This is a genomic window from Nocardioides marmoribigeumensis (genome assembly GCF_031458325.1).
GTDB classification, from domain to species: Bacteria; Actinomycetota; Actinomycetes; order Propionibacteriales; family Nocardioidaceae; genus Marmoricola_A; species Marmoricola_A marmoribigeumensis.
In genome coordinates this window covers 432,579-451,745 of the sequence record NZ_JAVDYG010000001.1, presented here as the reverse complement: position 1 = coordinate 451,745, position 19,167 = coordinate 432,579, and the positions used below count along the sequence as shown (strand labels likewise).

Sequence of the window (19,167 nt, the reverse complement as noted above, 5' to 3'; positions counted from 1 at the left end):
GCGTGGGTCACTCCTCGGTCCGCGCCCAGCACACCGACAGCCGGTTGCCGGACGCCCAGTCGTCCTTGCCGAACCAGGTGTAGGCGTACTCGTAGTCGAGCGAGTAGTTCGTCCACGCGCCCACCCAGTCGGAGCAAAAGTCCCGAGACCGGACCTCCACCAAACGTGAGCCCGGCCACCGGTCGCGCCTGGTGCCGATGGAGACGGCGCTCACAGCGCGCCAGGTGTGCTTCTCGGTGCACGCCACACGAGGCGCATCGGCCACCTTGGCCCCGTCGGCGCACACCATCCACCTGGCCGGCGGGATGCCGAGGAGCAGCCCCTTGGCCGTGCGGGGCAGCGGGGCGAGGGCGTCGGCGGAGCTGCGCGCGACCACGTCGCAGCGGAACCACCGGGCGCCCTGCTCCCACGCCTCCTTGCTCGGCCGCCACCACGCCCACGTCACGACCGTGCGCAGCACCAGGCTGTCGGTCGCGCCGGTGAACCGGGTGAACCTCGGGCGGCACGACCGCGCGACGGTCGCGCCGAGCGCCTCGTCGTCGTACGCCGTGTCCTTGGTCGCCGCCTTGTCGAAGCTGCCCACGAAGAAGGTCTGCGCGGTGTGCGTGGCGGTGCACGCGACCGGCTCGCTGGCGTCGGACGGGGCGTCGACCGCCTCGACGTCCAGGTCGCGGCACAGCCCGTTGCCCGGGGCGCTGAGGTCCGCGGCCCTGCCCCCGCCACCCCCGGGCACCACGTCCTTGGCCTCGCAGCCGCTCAGCAGGACCGCGAGCAGCAGCGCGGCGACGGCGAGGAGGCGGGTCACCGGTCCAGGCTAGGCGACCTCACGACAGCAGCGCCGCCAAAGTGCCCCCCAGCTCGTACGCCGCCTCGCGGTCCTGGTCGGTGACCTCGCCCCTCACCTCGAGCACCTCGGCCGACCGGCGCCACCGCAGCGCGGAGACGATCGACAGGACCGAGCGCACCGCCCCCTCGGTGTCGTAGCGGCCGTGGACCAGCAGACCGAACGGCCGCCCCGCCGTCGATCCGCCCTCGCCCTCGGCGGCCGACCCGTCGTCGGACAGGGCGCCCCCGATGTGCAGGAACGTGGAGTCGAACATGTGCTTGAGCGCGCCCGACATGTAGCCGAAGTTCGCCGTGGTGAGCAGGAGGTAGCCGTCGGCGGCGAGCAGGTCCTCGGCGGTCGTCCCGAGGGCGGCCCGGTCGACGACCTCCACGCCCTCGATCACCGGGTCCCGTGCCCCGTCCAGCACCGCGTCCAGCAGTGCCTGCAGCGAACGGGTGGGCGCGTGGTGCACGACGAGCAACCGGGCCATGCCGCCACCGTAGGCGCCGCCGGGTGTGGGAGCGTGACGCCATGTCGAACGTGGAGAAGACCGACGTCGTCGTGGTGGGAGCCGGTCTCGCCGGTCTGGTCGCGGCTGCCGAGGCCGCCGACGCGGGCCGCAGCGTCGTGCTGGTCGAGCAGGAGCCGGAGCAGTCGCTCGGCGGCCAGGCGTTCTGGAGCCTGGGCGGGCTGTTCATGGTCGACACCCCCGAGCAGCGGCGGATGGGCATCAAGGACTCGTTCGAGCTGGCCCGGCAGGACTGGATGGGCAGCGCGCAGTTCGACCGCGAGGAGGACCACTGGCCGCGGCAGTGGGCCGAGGCCTACCTGCACTTCGCCCACGGCGAGAAGCGCGCCTGGCTGCGCGAGATGGGCCACCGCATCTTCCCCGTCGTCGGCTGGGCCGAGCGCGGGGACGGCCGCGCGGAGGGGCACGGCAACTCGGTCCCGCGCTTCCACCTGACCTGGGGGACCGGGCCCGGAGTCGTCGAGCCGTTCGAGCGGCGCGTGCGCGAGCACGTCAGCGGGGGGCGCATCCGGCTGGCGTTCCGCCACCGCGTGGACGAGCTGCTCGTGGAGGGCGGTGCGGCGGTCGGGGTGCGGGGAGCGGTCCTCGCCCCCGACGGCATGCCGCGCGGCGTCGCGTCCAACCGCGACGTGACCGGCGACTTCGAGATCCGCGCGCAGGCGGTGGTCGTGAGCAGCGGCGGGATCGGTGGCGACCACGACCTGGTCCGCAAGGCGTGGCCGGCGCGCCTGGGCGAGCCGCCGCGCACGATGGTCGCCGGCGTCCCGGCCCACGTGGACGGCCGGATGATGCGCCTCACCGAGGAGGCCGGTGCGCGGATCATCAACCCCGACCGGATGTGGCACTACGTCGAGGGCATCCGCAACTGGGACCCGATCTGGGCCAACCACGGCATCCGGATCCTCCCCGGCCCGAGCAGTCTCTGGCTGGACGCGACCGGCAAGCGCCTCCCCGCGCCGTACTTCCCGGGCTTCGACACCCTCGGCACGCTGAAGCACCTGCGCACGACCGGCCACGACTACAGCTGGTTCGTGCTCACGCAGAAGATCATCGAGAAGGAGTTCGCCCTGTCGGGCTCCGAGCAGAACCCCGACCTCACCGGCAAGGACGTCAAGCTCCTGCTCAGCCGCGTGGTCGGCGACGGGGCCCCCGGCCCGATCGAGAAGTTCAAGCAGCACGGCGAGGACTTCGTCGTCGCCGACGACCTCGCCGGGCTCGTCGAGGGGATGAACCGGGTCGGTGACGAGCCGCTCATCGAGGAGGCGCCCCTGCGCCACCTGCTCGAGTGCCGCGACCGCGAGCTCGACAACGCCTACAGCAAGGACGCCCAGGTCACGTTCGTCCGCAGCCACCGGCAGCACCGCGGCGACAAGATCGTCCGCACGGCCAGCCCGCACAAGATGCTCGACCCCAGGAACGGCCCGCTGATCGCCGTGCGCCTCAACATCCTGACCCGCAAGACCCTCGGCGGGCTGGAGACCGACCTGCAGGGGCGCTGCCTGCGCAGCGACGGCACCCCGCTCGAGGGGCTCTACGCCGCGGGCGAGGTCAACGGCTTCGGCGGCGGCGGGATGATGGGCTACAACGCCCTCGAGGGCACCTTCCTCGGCGGCTGCCTCTTCTCCGGGCGTACGGCGGGCCGCGCGGCGGCTGCCCAGGTCGGGTAGGCTGGCGGCGATGTTGACGCGCAGCCTCGTTCTCCTGAGCTCAGTCGAAGGGCTCCTTCGCTGCCGCAGCGAGGTCTGACCAGCCGGACCCCTCGTTGCGGAGAGCGTGCTGTGCAGCCGGCGCCCCTCACTCGCGAAGGCAACCGCAACCCATGACCCAGACCCCGCCCCGCTTCACCCGCTCCGGCTTCCGCAACACCCAGCAGACCTCCCCGATGCCGTTCGGCCGCTACACGCCGTTCGAGCCGATCGACCTGCCCGACCGCACCTGGCCGAGCCGCACGATCACCGAGGCCCCCCGCTGGCTCTCCACCGACCTGCGCGACGGCAACCAGGCGCTGATCGACCCGATGAGCCCGGCCCGCAAGCTCGCGATGTTCGAGTTGCTCGTCCGCATGGGCTACAAGGAGATCGAGGTCGGCTTCCCGAGCGCCAGCGAGACCGACTTCGCCTTCGTGCGCCAGCTGATCGAGCAGGACCGCGTCCCCGAGGACGTGACGATCTCGGTGCTGACCCAGGCCCGTGAGGACCTGATCGAGCGCACGGTGCAGAGCCTGGTCGGCATCCACCACGCCAACATCCACATGTACAACGCGCTCGCGCCGCTGTTCCGGCGCGTGGTGTTCCACGCCTCCAAGGACGAGGTCAAGGACATCGCGGTCCGCGGCACCGAGCTGGTGATGAAGCACGTCGAGAACAACCTCGACGCCACCGTCATCGGCTACGAGTACTCCCCGGAGATCTTCACCAGCACCGAGCTGCCGTTCTCCCACGAGGTGTGCGAGGCGGTCTCCGACGTGTGGCAGCCCGAGGACGGCCGCGAGATCATCCTCAACCTCCCGGCCACGGTCGAGTCCGCGACGCCCAACGTCTACGCCGACCAGATCGAGTGGTTCTCCCGCCAGCTGACCCGGCGCGAGCACACCACGATCAGCCTGCACCCGCACAACGACCGCGGCACCGCGGTCGCCGCGACCGAGCTGGCGATGATGGCGGGCGCCGACCGCGTCGAGGGCTGCCTGTTCGGCCACGGCGAGCGCACCGGCAACGTGTGCCTGGTGACCCTGGGCATGAACCTGTTCTCCCAGGGCATCGACCCGCAGATCGACTTCTCCGACATCGACGAGATCCGTCGCACGGTGGAGTACTGCACCCAGCTGCCGGTCCACCCGCGCCACCCCTACGCCGGCGACCTGGTCTACACGGCCTTCTCGGGCTCCCACCAGGACGCGATCAAGAAGGGCCTGGAGGACCTGGAGAAGCAGGCGACCGAGCAGGGCGTCGGCGTGCACGAGGTCGCGTGGGCGGCGCCGTACCTCCCGATCGACCCCTTCGACGTGGGCCGCACCTACGAGGCGGTCATCCGGGTCAACAGCCAGTCCGGCAAGGGCGGCGTGGCCTACATCATGAAGACCGACCACAAGCTCGACCTGCCGCGCCGGCTGCAGATCGAGTTCTCCCGGGTGGTGCAGCAGCAGACCGACGCCGAGGGCGGCGAGGTCTCGCCGCAGGCGATGTGGGACATCTTCGAGCGCACCTACCTCGGGCTCGAGGGGCCGCTGCGGCTCAACTCGGTGCACACCTCGTCGGCGGCGGGGGAGCACGACCGGCTCAGCGTCAACGTCTACCTCGACGGCGAGCCGCGCACCCTGGACGGCTCGGGCAACGGCCCGATCGCGGCGTTCGTCGACGCCATCGACAGCCTGGTGCAGGAGCGCAACGCCCTGGGCGACCCCCGCTTCGCCGAGGTCTTCGACGTGCGCGTCCTCGACTACTCCGAGCACGCGCTCTCCTCGGGCGGCGACGCCATCGCCGCGGCGTACGTCGAGTGCGCGGTCGGCGACCAGGTGCGGTGGGGCGTCGGTCTCGACGCCAACATCGTCACCGCGTCGCTCAAGGCGGTGCTGTCTGCGGTCAACCGGGTCGCCGGACCCCAGCAGCCCCCGGCCTGACCCCGGTCCGGGGCACCCGGGACCACCGTCCCGGCCGAGGGTGATTCGTCCCCGGTCCGGCCCGAGCGCCCGCCATCCGTGGCAGGCTTGCCGCGTCGGTGACCCCTGGACCAGGAGGGACGTGCGCGTCGAGTCCACCCCCTTGCTGGACCGCGCGGACGCCGTGTGGTCCAACCTCCTCCTGCGCCAGATGTTCCTGGCGGTGCCGGTCGCCATCGACGTGGCGTTCCAGGCCGGAGCGGGCCAGCTCTGGGCGCTCGGGCCGTGGTATCCCCTCGGGGTCGCGACCGTCGCGCTGGCCGTCGCGGTGTCCACGCTCGACGAGGGGTCCAGCCGGGTGCGCACGGGCCTGGTCCACCTGCTGCCCGTGCTCGACTTCCTCGCGATCGGGATGCTGCGCCTGGTGCCGGAGCCCAACGGCGTCGGACTGCTCGTGGTCTTCCCCGCCATGTGGCTCGGCATCGACCTGCGCGGGCGCGGGGTGGCGCTGACCGCGCTCTACACCTCCCTGCTGGTGTGCCTGCCGGTCATGCTCTACGTCGACCCGTCGGTGGTGCTGCTCGGGCGCTACGCCCAGATCCTGCTGATGGCGACGCTGGCGTCGCTGTCCATGGCGATCACCTCGCGGCTGTGGCAGCGGCGCGAGCGCGAGGCCGCGGCGCAGCAGCAGGTGATCTCCGACCTGCTCGAGGCCGAGCGCACCAACCGCGCGTTGACCGGCGCCATCGTCGAGGCCGTCGACGTGGGGCTCCTCAGCCTCGCCCCCGACGGGTCCTACCGCTCGATGAACCCCCGGCACGAGGAGTTCATGGCGCTGGCCTACCCCGATGGTCACGACGGCCAGGCGGGACAGCTCGGCTGGGTGTTCGCCGCCGACGGTCACACCTTCCTGTCCCACGAGGACATGCCGACGATCCGGGCGGCTCAGGGGGACCTGCGCGACTACCTGATCTGGGTGGGCGAGGACCCCGACCTCCGGCGCGCGCTGGCCATCTCCTCGCGCCGCATCACCGGCGTGGACGGCCACGACAACGGCCAGGTGCTGGTCTACAAGGACGTCACCGACCTGGTCGGGGCGCTCCGGGTCAAGGACGACTTCGTCGCCTCGGTGTCCCACGAGCTGCGCACCCCGCTGACCTCGATCATGGGCTACATCGACCTCACCCTGCTCGACCAGGAGCTCGGCCCGCGCTCACGCCGGCAGCTGGAGGTGGCCCGCAAGAACACCGGTCGCCTGCTCCGCCTGGTCAACGACCTGCTCTTCACCGCCCAGACCGACCAGGGGAGGCTCGCGCTCGACCGCACGCTGGTCGACCTGGTCACGATCGTGCGGGAGTCGGTCGTGGAGGTGGCCGAGCGCGCGCGGGAGGGCGAGGTCCACGTCGAGATGGAGCTGCCCGAGGTGGCCTGGGTCGACGGCGACCCGCTGCGCCTGAGCCAGGTGGTCGACAACCTGCTGACCAACGCGATCAAGTACTCCCTGCCCGGCGGGCTGGTCGAGGTCGCGCTCGTGCTGCACCCGGCCGAGGGCGACGAGCCGGGGTCGGCCTCGACGATGACCCTGGCGATCAAGGACGAGGGCATCGGCATCTCGCACGAGGACCAGCAGCGCCTGTTCACCCGGTTCTTCCGCGCGCAGGAGGCCACCGAGCGCGCCATCCAGGGAGCCGGGCTCGGGCTCTCGATCTGCAAGTCCCTGGTCGAGGCGCACGGCGGCACGATCACGGTCGAGAGCGCACGCGGCAAGGGCACCACGTTCACCGTGCGGCTCCCCGTCGCGGTCACCGGCGGCACCACCCGGATCTGAGACAGTGGGGGCATGAGCTCGCACCCCGGACCCCACGTCGCCGAGCGGGTGGGGCAGTTCTTCATCGGTGACGACCGCCTGGAGTACACCGAGTTCGGCTCTGCCGGCCGTGGGGGCGACCGCTGGGTCGTCCTGGTCCACGGCCAGCTCATGCCGCGGTCGATGCACGACCCCCTGGCCCGCGTGCTCGCCGCCCACGGCAACCACGTGGTCACCGTCGACCTGCTGGGGCACGGTCGCTCCGACCGGCCCGAGGACCCGCGGGACTACTCCATGACCGCGTTCGCCGAGCAGGTCGTCGCGCTGCTGGACCACCTCGGCGCCGAGACCGCCGTGGTCGGCGGCACCTCGCTCGGCGCCAACGTCGGGCTCGAGGTCGCCGTGCTCGCCCCCGACCGGGTGCAGGGGCTGCTGCTGGAGATGCCGGTGCTCGACAACGCCGTGGAGGCCGGCATCCTCGCCTTCGCCCCGCTGCTGTTCACGGCCCGCTTCGCGCCGTTCGTGATCACCCTGGTCGCGGCCTCCTCGCGCCTGGTGCCACGGCGCTTCGCCACCCACTGGGGCAGGGTCGTGCTCGACACCCTCGACCAGCGCCCCGGCCCGATGGCCGCCGCCGTGCACGGGCTGTTCTTCGGCCGCATCGCCCCGCCCGCCCGCACCCGGCGCACCCTGCCCCACCCCGCGCTGGTCGTGGGCCACCCCGGCGACCCGATCCACCTCGCGGCCGACGCCCGCATGGTGGCCGACGAGCTCGCGCGGGCGTCGTACGTCGAGGCGAGCAGCATCCTGGAGTGGCGCCTGCGCCCCCAGCGCCTGACCGCTCGCACGGTCGACTTCGTCGACGAGGTGTGGGGGCGCGGCACCGCGCAGCCAGGGGACACGCACCTGGAGGAGGTCGGCGGTGCCGTCCTACCGTGACGAGGGCCTGGTGCTGCGCACCCACAAGCTGGGTGAGGCCGACCGCATCATCACCCTGCTGACCCGCGAGCACGGCCGGGTCCGCGCGGTCGCCAAGGGCGTGCGTCGCACGACCTCGCGCTTCGGCGCCCGCCTCGAGCCCGGCGGCCATGTCGACGTCATGTTCGCCAAGGGACGCACGCTCGACATCGTCACCCAGGCCGAGTCGCGGGGGGCGTACGGCGCCCACGCCGTCGGCGACTACGCCGCGTTCACCGCGGTGAGCGCGATGCTCGAGGCCGCCGACCGGCTGGTCGTGGAGGACGGCGAGCCCGCGCTCCAGCAGTTCCTGCTGCTGCTCGGGGGCCTGCGGGCGATCTGCGACCAGGGGCGCTCGCCCTCGCAGGTGCTCGACGCGTTCCTGCTGCGGTCGCTGGCGGTGGCGGGCTACGCCCCGTCCTTCGAGGAGTGCGCCCGGTGCGGCGCTCCCGGACCCCACCAGGCCTTCCACGCCTCCGCCGGCGGGATGCTCTGCCCCGACTGCCGTCTGCCGGGGTCCGCGCGTCCGTCGGCCGAGACCGTGCAGGTGCTCGGTGCGCTGCTGTCGGGGGAGTGGCCGGTGGTCGAGGCCGCCGACCCCCGTCACCTGCGCCAGGCCAGTGGCCTGGTGGCGGCCTACCTCTCCTGGCACCTCGAGCGGGGGCTGACCTCGCTCGCCGTGATGGAGCGCTGAGCGCCGGTCAGGACGGCTCGGGGTCCCCGCCGTGCGCCGGGACCGTGCGCCCCACGGCCTCGTTGAAGTCGGCCAGGAGGCGGCCGAAGGTGCTGCGGTCCTCCGCCGACCACGCCGACATCGCGTCGCGCAGGCGCTGGACGCGCAGCCTCCGGGTGTCGCCGAGCCGGGCGTGCCCCGCCTCGGTCAGCCTCAGCAGGGAGGCGCGGCGGTCGCGCGGGTCGCGCTGCCGCTCGAGCAGGCCCTGGCTCTCCAGGGCCTGCACCTGGCGGGTGATCGTGGACGGGTCGAGCCCGAAGGCGAGGGCCAGCGCGCTCAGGCGCTGCGGGCCGCTGTCGGCGATGCGGCTCAGGATGCCGTAGCCGGACCGGTCGAGGTCGGTGCCGTCGGCGCTGTCGGCGCTGTCGGTGCGGTCGGTGCGGTCGGGGGCGGAGAGCCCGTGCAGGTGCTGCACCCGCCGCAGCAGCAGCGTGAGCTGTCGCTCGATCAGCTGCTCGTGCTCAGCGCCCCGCATGGTCGATCCACCCGTCTCGTCCCCAGCACCGACATGGCCCCCGAACCGTTGCGTCTAGATTGACCCCGGCGGCGAGAGGAGCCTTGGGAGTGCCTGGACGACGCGGATCAGACGGTCGAGACTACCCACCCCTTGGGGTGAGTAAACCTGAGGGAGACGACCAATCTCCGCCGAGCATCCCGCGCGAGCTCGTGCCGGCCCACGTCGCGGTGATCATGGACGGCAACGGGCGGTGGGCCAAGGAGCGCGGGTTGCCCCGCACGGCGGGTCACGAGCAGGGCGAGCACGCGCTGTTCGACGTGGTCGAGGGGGCCATCCAGATCGGGGTGAAGGCGGTCTCGGCCTACGCGTTCTCGACCGAGAACTGGTCACGCTCGCCCGACGAGGTCCGCTTCCTGATGGGCTTCAACCGCGACGTGATCCGGCGCCGCCGCGACGAGATGCACGCCCTCGGGGTCCGGGTCCGCTGGGCGGGTCGCGCGCCCCGGTTGTGGCGGTCGGTGATCAAGGAGCTCCAGGTCGCCGAGGAGCTGACCCGGCACAACACCACGCTCACGCTGACGATGTGCGTCAACTACGGCGGCCGGGCCGAGCTCGCCGACGCCGCCGCGGCCATCGCCCGCGACGTGGCCGAGGGCCGGCTCAAGCCGGGCAAGGTCGACGAGAAGCTGTTCGCCCGCTACCTCTACGTCCCCGAGCTGCCCGACGCCGACCTGGTGTGGCGCACGTCGGGGGAGCAGCGGCTCTCCAACTTCATGCTGTGGCAGGCGGCCTACTCCGAGATGGTGTTCAGCGACGTGCTGTGGCCCGACGTGCGCCGCCGACACCTGTGGGAGGCGATCGACACCTACGCCCGCCGCGACCGGAGGTACGGCGGCGCGGAGTAGGCGGAATAGTCGGCGCCCTGCGGAGGTTCCCGGAGCATCCGTCGTCCCGTCCCCCAGGGGGTTGCTCATGGCCAAGGTCGTCGTCTTCGGTGGCACCGGCTACACCGGTTCCCACGTCGTGAAGGAGGCCGCGTCCCGGGGCCACGAGGTCGTGGCGGTGAGCCGCTCGCAGGTGCAGGACCCGGTGGCCGGGGTGCGCTACGAGACCGGTCCGGCCGAGGACGTCGCCGGCCGGGTCGTGCCGGGTGCCGATGCCGTGGTGGCGGCCCTGTCACCCCGCGGGGAGACCGCCGGTCGCCTGGTCGACATCTACGGCACGCTGGTCCGCGAGGCCTCCGACGCCGGAGCCCGCTACCTCCAGGTCGGCGGGTTCAGCTCGCTGCGACCGGCTCCGGACGCACCACGGTTCGTCGAGGGCGAGATCGCGGCGGAGTACCGCGACGAGGCGCTGGAGGGCGAGGCGACCCGCGTGCTGCTGGCCGACTACGCGCCCGAGGACCTCGACTGGGTCTTCGTCAGCCCGGCCGCGGAGTACGGCGCGTGGGTGCCCGGCGAGCGCACCGGCGGCCAGCGGGTGGGCGGCGAGGTGGCGATCCTCGACGAGCAGGGCCACTCGTTCGTCTCCGGCGCCGACTTCGCCGCGGCGATCGTCGACGAGATCGAGGACCCGCAGCACCATCGCGCCCACATCGGCGTGGTCGGCTGACCCGACGGCGACACCGGTGGCCCCGGTCAGGTCGCGTGACGGGTCCCGTCGTCGTCGTACCTGACCTGCTCGAAGTCCACCGGTCGCTTGGCGTTGGCCAGCGCGGTGACCGACGCGACCCCGACGGGGCCCCGTCGGTCGAAGACCGTGGCGGACCCGACTGCGAGCCCGTCGACCTCGACCCGGTCGAACGCGGCGAAGCCGATCTCCAGACCTTCGGGCAGACGGGCGATCGCGAGGTCGATGTCGGTGTTGATGTACTGCACGCCCTCGGTGCCCCAGTTGACGACCATGCTGGTGGCGTCGGCGACGGCGGCGACGACCTGGAACGGCGTGGGCCGCTCGCCCTCGACGACCGGGAGCCCTGCCTGCCAGGTGCGCTTGCGGCCGGCGTTCTGGTGGGCCGCGAAGTCCTGGCTCCACGGGGAGTCGCTGGCGAAGAACGGCACGCGCGGCTCGTCGCTGACGGGAACGACGTCCAGCGGCGGCGGACCCGTGCGCTCGCTCGGCTCCCAGGCGCGACCCGAGGGGTTCTCGGTCGGGAGCAGGAAGAGGCAGGACGCGCGGGCCACGCGGACCTCGCCCTGCACCAGGGTCGCGTCGAGGAGGCACAGCCGCGGCCCCTGACGCACCTCCTCGACCGTGACCGTGCACGGCTCCATGCGGGCGGCCTTGAACAGGTCGACGCGGTAGCGCGTCGGCACCAGGTCGTCGCGGCCGAGCCCCTGCAGGTGCTGCTCGAGCGCCCGCGCCAGGGCTCCGCTGACCGCGACGCCGTGCATCTGGTCCCGGCTCCACATGCTGCGGGCGATGTCGGTCGGGACGAGCTGGTCGCCGTCGGCGGTGAACATCGAGAGGCTCATGGGCCGATTGTTCCCGAGCCGGACCGCGGCCCTCGGGGCGGCCTCACCCCTCGGCGAGGCCGGCGCGGGTCAGCGACCGGCCGGGGTGCGTGCGGCCCAGGCGCACCGAGGCGCCGTCGAGGAGCGCCGCCGACGGCTGGTCGGCGGTGAGGGCGGCGAGGAACGCCTGGCCGGACACCTTGAGCAGCGCGGCGTCGGTCCGTGCGGTCACGGTGGCCGTGCGGGGGATGGCCTCGATCAGGCCGATCTCGCCGAAGCCGGTGCCGGCCCCCATCTCGGGCAACTCGCGCGCCACCCCGTCCTCCCCGGTGGAGCTCACGGCCAGGTCGCCGGACTCGATGACGTAGAACGCGTCGGCCGGCTCGCCCTGGGTCACCACGGCCGTCCCGGCCGGGACCGAGACCTCCTCGGCCTGGCCGGCCAACTGCTCCAGCGCGCCCTCGCGGACCTCCGCGAACAGCCCGATCCCGGACAGCAGCCGGACGCGCGGCGCCAGTGCCGCCCGGCGGCCGGCGGACTCGGCGTCCATCCGCGCCAGGAGCGGCCAGGCCGCGAGGCCGAGCACCGGCACCGCGAGCCCCACGACCCACAGCGTGACGTCGAGCCCGACGAGGTGGAGCGAGACGGGCGTGAGGACCGAGGCGACCAGGATCGCCAGCAGGCACAGCCCGTCGAAGGCGCCGAAGACCCGCGCCAGGCGGTCGGAGGGGACCGCGCGCTGCAGCGCCGTGATCGCCAGGACGTCGACCACCAGGGTCGAGGCGCCGCGCACGACCTGCGCGGCGAACGCCAGCGCCGGCGACCCCATGACGAGGAAGAGCAGCGTGGGGAGGCAGTAGAGCGCGAGCCCGGCCACGATCACCGGACCGAGGCGCGGCAGCCGCTCCATGCGGGCGACCACGCCGGCCGCCGCCACGCCACCGACACCGAGACCCGCGAGGAGGTAGCCGTAGCCCTCCGGGCCCGTGCCGAGCCGCTCCTCCGACAGCACGACGAAGAGCACGGTGTCCGTGCCGTAGACGAACGTGGCGAGCACGCTGAACCCGACCAGCACCGCGGTGGTCGTGGAGTCCCCGATCGTGCGGACGCCGACCAGCATCTGCGCGAGCGGACCTGCCTGCCCGCCCTCGGTGACGTCGACCGGCTCGCTGCGCTGGCGCACCGCCGAGACCAGGAGGGCGGAGACGGCGAAGGTCAGGGCGTTGGCCAGGACCGCCAGCCAGGGGTCGGCCACGAGGAGGAGCAGGGCCCCCAGGCCGGGACCCGCGATCACGCAGATGTTGTCGACGGTGTTGCGCAGCGCGTTGGCCGAGGCGAGGTCGCGCTCGGGCACCAGCTGCGGGGTCATCGCCGCGGCCGCCGGCTGGTAGACCGGGCCCAGGCTCGAGGTCAGCATCGCCACCAGGACCACCGCGATCGCCGGCGCCCCGAGGGCCATGAGCCCGGCCATCACGGCCATGAGGGCGGCGCACAGCCAGTCCACGCGCACCATCAGCCGCACGCGCTCGAAGCGCTCGGCCAGCACCCCGCCGTAGGCGCTCATCACCAGGGCCGGGGCGAAGCGCGCGACCGTCGACCCGGCGACCCACCCCGCCGACCCGGTGGCCTCGATCAGCCACACCGCGAGCGCCACGTTGTAGGCCCACGACCCGATGCACGAGGTGGTGAACGCCCCGATGAACAGCCGGTAGTCGCGGTGCCGCAGGCTCGAGCGCAGCGTCGGCTTGGTGGTCACGGTCGTCATGGTCCCCCCGGGCTGCTCAGAGCGCGGCCTTGCGGCGCAGCGTGCGTATGTCGTGCAGGACCACGCGGCCACGGCCGAGCTCGACGACGCCCTCGTCGACGAGCCGCTGCAGGACCTGGTTGACCGAGGGGCGGGTGCCGCCCACGAGGTCGGAGAGCTGGTCCTGCGTCATCGGGATGGTCACCGGGCCCGGTCCGTCGACGTAGACCCGGCCGAGGCGGTAGAGGCAGCGGTGCAGCCGACGGTCGAGGCCGTCGTACATCGCCTCGAGGAGCCGTGCGCTCAGCTCACGCACGCGCTCGGCCAGCAGCAGGACGAGCATCTCGTTGACCTCGGGGTGCGCGAGCCTGAGCTGGTCGAAGGACGAGGCCGACAGCACGAGCGTCTCGGCCTGGTCGAGGGCGGTCACGGTCGCGGAGCGCTCGTGACGGTCGGGCAGGAGCGCGAGCTCGCCGACGTGCGCACCGGGTCCCAGCACGTTGAGGGTGGCCCGGTCACCGCCGGGCGTGGCGACCTGGACCGCGACGTGGCCGGTGAGGACCAGGTGGAGGGAGTCGGCCGGGTCGCCCTCGTGGAAGACGACCTCGCCGCGGGCGAAGCGGCGTCGGCGGGCGGCTCGCAGCACGGCCTCGCGGGCCTCGTCCGGCAGGGACGCGAGCAGGGGCCACTCCATGGGCGCAGGTGTATCACAGCGCTGCCGCCCGCCAAGCGTGCCAGACTGCGCGCCATGACGGACCGGGACACCGCGGCGCTCGTCGCCGCACTGGGGGACGCACTCGGGGAGGCCGCGCGACCCTCCCGGCTCGAGCAGGAGCTGGCCGCTGCGACGGCGGGGGTCCGCGCGACCTTCGACGCCGCCGCGTGCTCCGTCGCCCTGGTCGAGCCCGACGGCGCGACCCTGCGGTTCGTCGCCGCCGACGGCATCGGCAGCGAGGCGATCATCGGGGTCACCATGCCGGTCAGCCGGGGGATCGCCGGCTGGGTGGCGATGGCGGGCGAGCCGATCCGCATCGCCGACGTCGCCACCGACACGCGCTTCGCCCGCGACGTCGCGGAGTCCACCGACTACGTCCCCACCACCATCCTGGCCGCGCCCCTGGTCGACGCCGACGGCGAGCCCGCCGGCGTGATCGAGGTGCTCGACCCCGGCGTGGGGGAGTCCGCGCGCGACCTCGGCCTCCTCGGCCTGGTCGCCTCGCAGCTGACGGCGATAATCCGGCTCTCCGCGATGTACGACGCCCTCGGCTCCGGCCTGCTGCGCACGCTCGCCGACCCCGAGGCCACCGGGCAGTTCGACGAGGCGCTGGCCTCGCTGGTCGACCCCGAGGCGGGCCTCGCCCTGCGGGAGCTGGCCGAGTCGTTCCGATCGGTCGCCGCCGCGGGCCCGGCGAGCGCCCGGCTCGCGCAGGGCGTGCTGCAGCAGGTGGCCACCTTCGCGCGGTCGGAGCGCGGGCGCCGATGAGCGACGAGGCCGGGGGGCCGGGTCTCCCCGCGTGGTCCGGCGCGTTCACCGGCCAGGGACCGGGCCGGGTCACCGGGCTCCCGCTGCCCGAGCCGCGGCGCGACTGGGCGTGGGCCGGCGGCGACGGGACCGGGGTCAAGGTCGCGATCATCGACAGCGGCGTCGACGCCGACCACCCCGCGGTCGGCGGTGTGGCCGGCGCCGTGGCGATCGAGCCCGCCCCCGACGCCGAGGAGGGCTACCGCGTCGTGGAGGGACCGCACGAGGACCTCTACGGACACGGCACGGCCTGCGCGGCGATCGTCCGCGCCCTCGCGCCGGGGGTGGAGCTGTGGAGCGTGCGGGTCCTGGGCAGCAACCTCAAGGGCAAGACCTCGGCGTTCTACGGCGGCATCCAGTGGGCGATCGCCAACGGCATGCACGTGGCCAACATGAGCCTGTCGTCCAAGAGCGACCAGTGGTACGCGATCCTGCACGAGGCGGCCGACGAGGCGTACTTCGCCAACCTCATGCTCGTCTGCGCGGCCAACAACCTGCCCGGTCCGACCTACCCCTCGCAGTTCGCCTCGGTCTTCTCGGTGGCGGCACTCCCCGGCGACGACCCCGAGGCCCTGGCCTACAACACCTCACCGCCGGTCGAGTTCGGGGCACGCGGCATCGACCTCGACGTGGCGTGGACCAACGGCACGACGATCAACGCCAGCGGCAACTCCTTCGCGACCCCGCACGTCGCGGGCATGGTGGCGCGGGTGCTGAGCAAGCACCCCGGCCTCACCCCGTTCCAGGTCAAGTCGGTCCTCCACGCGGTGGCCCGCAACGCCGACTGACCCGACGTGGCAGGACCTTGTCTTCTTGTGTCGCCGATCCGACGGTGCTTGTGTCGGGCAGCGAACGGTCTCTCGGCCCACGGGGGGCGAGAGTGGACCGCGGACACACCGTTCACCAGCCACAGGAGGCAGCCATGAGCAGCAAGTTCCAGCCCGGCGAGGAGACCTTCGACGACGTCTCCGGTCACAAGCTGACCAGTCACACGCTCGTCGACGACGAGGAGACCGAGGGCCACAAGCTGACCAGCCACACGCTCGTCGACGAGGAGACCGAGGGCCACAAGCACACCAGCCACACCGTGGTCGGTGACGAGGAGACCGAGGGTCACCGGATCTCCTGGAACCAGGCCGTGCCGGACGACGACGAGGGCGTCGAGGGGCACAAGCTCAACAGCCACAGCTGACCGACCCACGGGCTGGGGTCACGCGCGCAGGTCGACCACCCGGTCGGCCTGCGCACGCGTGCGTGCGATCAGCTCGGCGTTGACGTCGTCGACGCGCGCCACCCAGGCGCGTGCCTGGTCGAGGCTCTTCCCGAACCGCACGTGCCGCTCGACCAGGCGCTCGTGGCGCAGGTCGTCGTCCTGGTCGAGGTACCAGACCTCGTCGACCTGGGCGCGCACCGCACGCCACTCCGGGGTGTCCAGCAGCAGGTAGTTGCCCTCGGTCACCACCACGTCGGCCGACGGGCCGATCGCGATCGCACCGGCCAGCGGCTGCTCGAGGTCGCGCTCGAAGGCCGGGGCGTAGACGACCTCGGCGGGACGGGCCCGCAGCCGCGCGAGCAGGGCGGCGTACCCCCAGGCGTCGAAGGTCTCCGGCGCCCCCTTGCGCTCCCGCAGGCCGAGCCGGTCGAGCGAGACGTCGGCCAGGTGGAAGCCGTCCATCGGCAGGTGGACGCCACCGAGGTCGGTGGCCACCTGCACGGCGTACGTCGTCTTGCCGACGCCGGGCGGCCCGGTGATGCCGATGATCCGGCGGGGCACCGAGGTCATCGCAGCCGCTCGGCGAGGAAGGCCATCGCGTGCTTGGCGAGGTCCTCCGAGTCGTCCCAGAGGTTGCGCCACACGGCGAGCTGGTTGGACAGCGTCGGGTGCACCACGGCGGAGCTGAAGCTCTCGAAGACCACGGGGCCGGCGTACTCCACCTCGCGCAGGGTCGCGCAGAAGGTGTCGAAGTCGACGTTGCCGGTGCCGAGGTAGCCGCGGTGGGACTCCCCGACGTGGACGTAGCGCAGACGGCCCGCGTCGACGGCCTGGTGGACCGCCTCCGTCATCCCGTTCTCCTCGATGTGCATGTGGTAGGTGTCCAGGTGCACGCCGAGGTCCGCGCCGGTGTCGCCGATGAGGGTGAGCATGTCGGCGGTGGTGTTGACCACGTTGGTCTCGTAGCGGTTGACCACCTCGAGGTTGACCCGCAGGCCGCTGCCGGCGGCGCGGTCGGCCAGCCAGGCCATCGACTCCACGACGTGGGCGCGGGAGCGGTCGGTCAGGGGAGCGGGGTACTTCGCGAGCACGGAGTAGAGCACGCCGCACAGGTCGGTCGCGCCCATCTCGGCGGCGGCGTCGACGGCCTGGCCGAGCAGGTCGCGGCCCCGGGCGACGACGGCCGGGTCCTCGCTGGAGACGTCGGCCGACGGGTCGAGCCCGAGGGAGCACGCGGCGCCGAGCCCGTGCTCGTCGAGCAGCCTGCGGGTCATGGCGCCGTCCACCGTGGACGGGTCGAGCAACGGCACCTCGATCAGGTCGAACCCGAGCGCGGCGGTCGAGGAGATCGCGTGCTCGGCCGACCGGGGTGTCCAGTCGCCGACCCAGACGAGGGCGTGGAGGCCGAGCTGGAGGGGCTGGCGGGCGGAGGTCATGACTGTCCTGTCTGGTTGCCGAACGGGTGCGGGTCGATCACGGCGCCGGTGACCAGGCCGACCAGCTCCTGGCCGGTCGTGCCCTCGGTCTCGCGGCGGGCGACGGTGCGGCCGGAGCGCATGACGAACACGTCGTCGGCGACCCGCAGCACCTGGTCGAAGTTGTGGCTGATCAGCACGATGCCGAGGCCCTGCTGACGGAGTCCGAGGATCATCTCCTCGACCTTGGCGGTCTCCTGCACGCCGAGCGCCGCGGTGGGCTCGTCGAGGATGACCAGGTCGGAGCCCCAGCCGGCCGCCCGGGCGAGGGCCACGGCTTGGCGCTGACCGCCGGACAGGCCGTTGACTCGGGCGTCGACCGACGGCACGTTGACCGCCAGCGCGCCGACCATCGTGGCCGCCTCCTTGCGCATGGTGCCGCGCTTGAGCCAGCGCAGGGGCCCGGCGCCGGCGCCGAGCTCGCGTCCGAGGAAGAGGTTCTGCCAGACGCGCAGCGTGTCGACCAGGGCCAGGTCCTGGAAGACCGTCTCGATGCCGGCGGCGCGGGCGGCCTGCGGGCCCGAGAAGGTCCGGGGCTCGCCGCGGACCTCGATCGTGCCGCCGTCGGGACGGTGCATGCCGGCCAGGCAGCCGACCAGCGTCGACTTGCCGGCCCCGTTGTCGCCGATGATCGCGGTGACGCGACCGGCGCGGACCTGCAGGTGCCCGTCGCGCAGCGCCTGGACCTGGCCGTAGGACTTCGACAGCCCGTGGGCCTCGAGGAGCACGGTGCCCTGGTCGGCGGGGGCGTCCTTCTGCTGGGGGACGGTGGTCATCGGTCGAACCTCGCGAGGAAGGCGGCGGCGATGACGACCACGCCGACCGCGAGCGGCTGGTAGAACTCCGAGAGCCCGAAGCGGGTCAGGCCGTTGACCAGCACGGTGAGGAGCAGCGCTCCCGCGACCGGGCTGGCGATCGTGGCCCGGCCACCGAACAGGCTGACCCCGCCGAGGACGACGGCGGCGACGGAGTTGAGCAGGAAGCTGGTGTTGCTGGCCGGCTCGGCGGCGCCGACGCGGCCCACGAGCAGGACCGCGGCGATGCCCGCGCACGAGCCGGACACGGCGTACGCCGCGACCTTGACCCGGTCGGCCGCGACGCCGGTGGCGCGGGCCGCGCGGGTGGAGCCACCGATCGCCAGCAGGTGCACGCCGAACGCGGTGCGGAAGAGCACGAGGTGGGCGAGCACCGCGAGGACCGCGGCGAGCAGGACGGCCCAGGTGATGATGCCGAACCCGTCGACCGACAGCGTGAGCAGGAACTTGTCGATCACCTGGGTCGGCTTGCCGTCGGAGGCGATGAGCGCCAGGCCCGACGCCGCCGACAGCATGCCGAGGGTGACCACGAAGTCGGTGATCCCTCCCTTGGCGATCAGGAGGCCGTTGACCAGCCCGACCACCAGCCCGGTGACGACCGCGCAGAGCATGGCCAGCACGATCGAGCCGGTGCGGGAGAAGACCTCGCCGAGCGCGATCGCGGAGAGGGTCATCGTGGAGGCCACCGACAGGTCGATGCCGGCGGTGGCCACCACGAAGGTCTGCCCGAGGACGAGGACCACCAGGATCGCCGAGGCCTGCAGCATCGCCCCGACGTTGCCGGTCGACAGGAAGCCGCCGTCGCCGATCGCGAAGCCGACCACCAGGACCACGAGGGCGGCGGGGGCGGCCAGCTCGGGCCACGAGACCTCGCCGAGGCGGGCCTTGAGGGAGGAGCGCGGCGGGGTCTCCACCGGTCCTGCCGGCTGGGCCGGCTGGGCCGGCTCGGTCGTGGAGGTGCTCATGACCTCACCTCGACTCTCTCCCGCGGTGGCGCGGGCTGGGGCATTCTGCAGGTTCTGCACGGTCGTCGTCACT

General features: G+C 73.0%; 20 protein-coding genes. 10 read left to right on the top strand and 10 right to left on the bottom strand.

What is annotated here, in order from left to right; translation table 11 throughout:
- Window positions 1–7 precede the first annotated feature (7 nt).
- Together J2S63_RS02195 and J2S63_RS02190 are read right to left on the bottom strand one after the other, a co-directional pair.
- Window positions 8–805: a septum formation family protein gene (locus J2S63_RS02195; RefSeq protein WP_310298044.1), complete on the bottom strand. Its 798-nt coding sequence runs from the start codon at window positions 803–805 to the stop codon at window positions 8–10.
- Window positions 806–824: 19 nt separating this feature from the next.
- Window positions 825–1,316 (bottom strand): flavodoxin family protein, encoded by a 492-nt coding sequence (locus J2S63_RS02190; RefSeq protein WP_310298042.1) that lies wholly within the window; start codon window positions 1,314–1,316, stop codon window positions 825–827.
- 41 nt (window positions 1,317–1,357) lie between these two features.
- Here J2S63_RS02190 and J2S63_RS02185 point away from each other — a divergent pair, with 41 nt between their 5' ends.
- The 5 genes from J2S63_RS02185 to recO all read left to right on the top strand — a co-directional run bounded on the left by J2S63_RS02185 (window position 1,358) and on the right by recO (window position 8,411).
- The gene (locus J2S63_RS02185) at window positions 1,358–3,022 is read left to right on the top strand and encodes an FAD-binding dehydrogenase (RefSeq protein WP_310298040.1); all 1,665 of its coding nucleotides are present in this window, start codon (window positions 1,358–1,360) and stop codon (window positions 3,020–3,022) included.
- 152 nt (window positions 3,023–3,174) lie between these two features.
- On the top strand, window positions 3,175–4,974 hold the full coding sequence (leuA, locus tag J2S63_RS02180) for a 2-isopropylmalate synthase (RefSeq protein WP_310298038.1): 1,800 nt from the start codon (window positions 3,175–3,177) through the stop codon (window positions 4,972–4,974).
- A 121-nt stretch (window positions 4,975–5,095) separates the two neighbouring features.
- A complete protein-coding gene (locus J2S63_RS02175; protein WP_310298036.1) occupies window positions 5,096–6,781 on the top strand; it encodes a sensor histidine kinase in 1,686 nt (561 codons plus the stop codon).
- Between the two features lie 12 nt (window positions 6,782–6,793).
- The gene (locus J2S63_RS02170; RefSeq protein ID WP_310298032.1) at window positions 6,794–7,699 is read left to right on the top strand and encodes an alpha/beta hydrolase; all 906 of its coding nucleotides are present in this window, start codon (window positions 6,794–6,796) and stop codon (window positions 7,697–7,699) included.
- A complete protein-coding gene (gene recO / locus J2S63_RS02165; RefSeq protein WP_310298029.1) occupies window positions 7,683–8,411 on the top strand; it encodes a DNA repair protein RecO in 729 nt (242 codons plus the stop codon). The genes J2S63_RS02170 and recO overlap by 17 nt, the downstream gene beginning before the upstream one ends.
- Before the next feature lie 7 nt (window positions 8,412–8,418).
- Here the strand turns inward: recO and J2S63_RS02160 are convergent, their stop codons facing one another.
- Complete coding sequence (locus J2S63_RS02160; protein ID WP_310298026.1) at window positions 8,419–8,925, bottom strand: MarR family winged helix-turn-helix transcriptional regulator; 507 nt, start codon at window positions 8,923–8,925, stop codon at window positions 8,419–8,421.
- Between the two features lie 137 nt (window positions 8,926–9,062).
- Between J2S63_RS02160 and J2S63_RS02155 the strand changes: the two genes are divergently transcribed.
- Together J2S63_RS02155 and J2S63_RS02150 are read left to right on the top strand one after the other, a co-directional pair.
- Window positions 9,063–9,812: an isoprenyl transferase gene (locus J2S63_RS02155; protein WP_310298023.1), complete on the top strand. Its 750-nt coding sequence runs from the start codon at window positions 9,063–9,065 to the stop codon at window positions 9,810–9,812.
- 67 nt (window positions 9,813–9,879) lie between these two features.
- Window positions 9,880–10,518, top strand: coding sequence for an NAD(P)-dependent oxidoreductase (locus J2S63_RS02150; protein WP_310298020.1), 639 nt, complete (start codon window positions 9,880–9,882; stop codon window positions 10,516–10,518).
- A 26-nt stretch (window positions 10,519–10,544) separates the two neighbouring features.
- Here J2S63_RS02150 and J2S63_RS02145 read toward each other — a convergent pair whose 3' ends face one another.
- From J2S63_RS02145 to J2S63_RS02135, 3 genes are read right to left on the bottom strand one after another with little or no spacing between them, the layout of a single operon-like run.
- Window positions 10,545–11,381, bottom strand: coding sequence for an acyl-CoA thioesterase domain-containing protein (locus J2S63_RS02145; RefSeq protein WP_310298017.1), 837 nt, complete (start codon window positions 11,379–11,381; stop codon window positions 10,545–10,547).
- A gap of 43 nt (window positions 11,382–11,424) precedes the next feature.
- Window positions 11,425–13,116, bottom strand: a complete 1,692-nt coding sequence (locus tag J2S63_RS02140; protein ID WP_310298013.1) for an MFS transporter — start codon at window positions 13,114–13,116, stop codon at window positions 11,425–11,427.
- A gap of 25 nt (window positions 13,117–13,141) precedes the next feature.
- Entirely contained in the window at window positions 13,142–13,798 is a 657-nt protein-coding gene (locus J2S63_RS02135; protein WP_310298012.1) for a Crp/Fnr family transcriptional regulator, read from the bottom strand.
- A gap of 54 nt (window positions 13,799–13,852) precedes the next feature.
- Here J2S63_RS02135 and J2S63_RS02130 point away from each other — a divergent pair, with 54 nt between their 5' ends.
- The 3 genes from J2S63_RS02130 to J2S63_RS02120 all read left to right on the top strand — a co-directional run bounded on the left by J2S63_RS02130 (window position 13,853) and on the right by J2S63_RS02120 (window position 15,818).
- Entirely contained in the window at window positions 13,853–14,587 is a 735-nt protein-coding gene (locus J2S63_RS02130; protein WP_310298011.1) for a GAF domain-containing protein, read from the top strand.
- Window positions 14,584–15,414 (top strand): S8 family serine peptidase, encoded by an 831-nt coding sequence (locus J2S63_RS02125; protein WP_310298009.1) that lies wholly within the window; start codon window positions 14,584–14,586, stop codon window positions 15,412–15,414. Before J2S63_RS02130 ends, J2S63_RS02125 begins: the two co-directional genes overlap by 4 nt.
- 134 nt (window positions 15,415–15,548) lie before the next feature.
- Complete coding sequence (locus tag J2S63_RS02120) at window positions 15,549–15,818, top strand: hypothetical protein (RefSeq protein WP_310298006.1); 270 nt, start codon at window positions 15,549–15,551, stop codon at window positions 15,816–15,818.
- Between the two features lie 18 nt (window positions 15,819–15,836).
- Here J2S63_RS02120 and J2S63_RS02115 read toward each other — a convergent pair whose 3' ends face one another.
- The 4 genes from J2S63_RS02115 to J2S63_RS02100 are packed head-to-tail and all read right to left on the bottom strand — an operon-like array spanning window position 15,837 to window position 19,094.
- Window positions 15,837–16,409 carry a nucleoside/nucleotide kinase family protein gene (locus tag J2S63_RS02115; RefSeq protein ID WP_310298003.1) on the bottom strand — a complete coding sequence of 191 codons (573 nt, stop codon included), beginning with the start codon at window positions 16,407–16,409 and terminating at the stop codon, window positions 15,837–15,839.
- Window positions 16,406–17,275 (bottom strand): sugar phosphate isomerase/epimerase family protein, encoded by an 870-nt coding sequence (locus J2S63_RS02110; protein ID WP_310298001.1) that lies wholly within the window; start codon window positions 17,273–17,275, stop codon window positions 16,406–16,408. The genes J2S63_RS02115 and J2S63_RS02110 overlap by 4 nt, the downstream gene beginning before the upstream one ends.
- Window positions 17,272–18,090 carry an ATP-binding cassette domain-containing protein gene (locus J2S63_RS02105; protein ID WP_310297999.1) on the bottom strand — a complete coding sequence of 273 codons (819 nt, stop codon included), beginning with the start codon at window positions 18,088–18,090 and terminating at the stop codon, window positions 17,272–17,274. Before J2S63_RS02105 ends, J2S63_RS02110 begins: the two co-directional genes overlap by 4 nt.
- A complete protein-coding gene (locus J2S63_RS02100; protein ID WP_310297997.1) occupies window positions 18,087–19,094 on the bottom strand; it encodes an ABC transporter permease in 1,008 nt (335 codons plus the stop codon). Before J2S63_RS02100 ends, J2S63_RS02105 begins: the two co-directional genes overlap by 4 nt.
- Between the last annotated feature and the right edge of the window lie 73 nt (window positions 19,095–19,167).

What these genes read in the sequence shown, in the direction of transcription:
- J2S63_RS02190 (WP_310298042.1), bottom strand. Translation starts at nt 1,316, where the DNA reads ATGGCCCGGTTGCTCGTCGTGCACCACGCGCCCACCCGTTCGCTGCAG.
- J2S63_RS02105 (WP_310297999.1), bottom strand. Translation starts at nt 18,090, where the DNA reads ATGACCACCGTCCCCCAGCAGAAGGACGCCCCCGCCGACCAGGGCACC.
- J2S63_RS02160 (WP_310298026.1), bottom strand. Translation starts at nt 8,925, where the DNA reads ATGCGGGGCGCTGAGCACGAGCAGCTGATCGAGCGACAGCTCACGCTG.
- J2S63_RS02100 (WP_310297997.1), bottom strand. Translation starts at nt 19,094, where the DNA reads ATGAGCACCTCCACGACCGAGCCGGCCCAGCCGGCCCAGCCGGCAGGA.
- J2S63_RS02145 (WP_310298017.1), bottom strand. Translation starts at nt 11,381, where the DNA reads ATGAGCCTCTCGATGTTCACCGCCGACGGCGACCAGCTCGTCCCGACC.
- J2S63_RS02170 (WP_310298032.1), top strand. Translation starts at nt 6,794, where the DNA reads ATGAGCTCGCACCCCGGACCCCACGTCGCCGAGCGGGTGGGGCAGTTC.
- J2S63_RS02135 (WP_310298012.1), bottom strand. Translation starts at nt 13,798, where the DNA reads ATGGAGTGGCCCCTGCTCGCGTCCCTGCCGGACGAGGCCCGCGAGGCC.
- J2S63_RS02120 (WP_310298006.1), top strand. Translation starts at nt 15,549, where the DNA reads ATGAGCAGCAAGTTCCAGCCCGGCGAGGAGACCTTCGACGACGTCTCC.
- J2S63_RS02110 (WP_310298001.1), bottom strand. Translation starts at nt 17,275, where the DNA reads ATGACCTCCGCCCGCCAGCCCCTCCAGCTCGGCCTCCACGCCCTCGTC.
- J2S63_RS02150 (WP_310298020.1), top strand. Translation starts at nt 9,880, where the DNA reads ATGGCCAAGGTCGTCGTCTTCGGTGGCACCGGCTACACCGGTTCCCAC.
- J2S63_RS02115 (WP_310298003.1), bottom strand. Translation starts at nt 16,409, where the DNA reads ATGACCTCGGTGCCCCGCCGGATCATCGGCATCACCGGGCCGCCCGGC.
- J2S63_RS02185 (WP_310298040.1), top strand. Translation starts at nt 1,358, where the DNA reads ATGTCGAACGTGGAGAAGACCGACGTCGTCGTGGTGGGAGCCGGTCTC.
- J2S63_RS02125 (WP_310298009.1), top strand. Translation starts at nt 14,584, where the DNA reads ATGAGCGACGAGGCCGGGGGGCCGGGTCTCCCCGCGTGGTCCGGCGCG.
- leuA (WP_310298038.1), top strand. Translation starts at nt 3,175, where the DNA reads ATGACCCAGACCCCGCCCCGCTTCACCCGCTCCGGCTTCCGCAACACC.
- J2S63_RS02130 (WP_310298011.1), top strand. Translation starts at nt 13,853, where the DNA reads ATGACGGACCGGGACACCGCGGCGCTCGTCGCCGCACTGGGGGACGCA.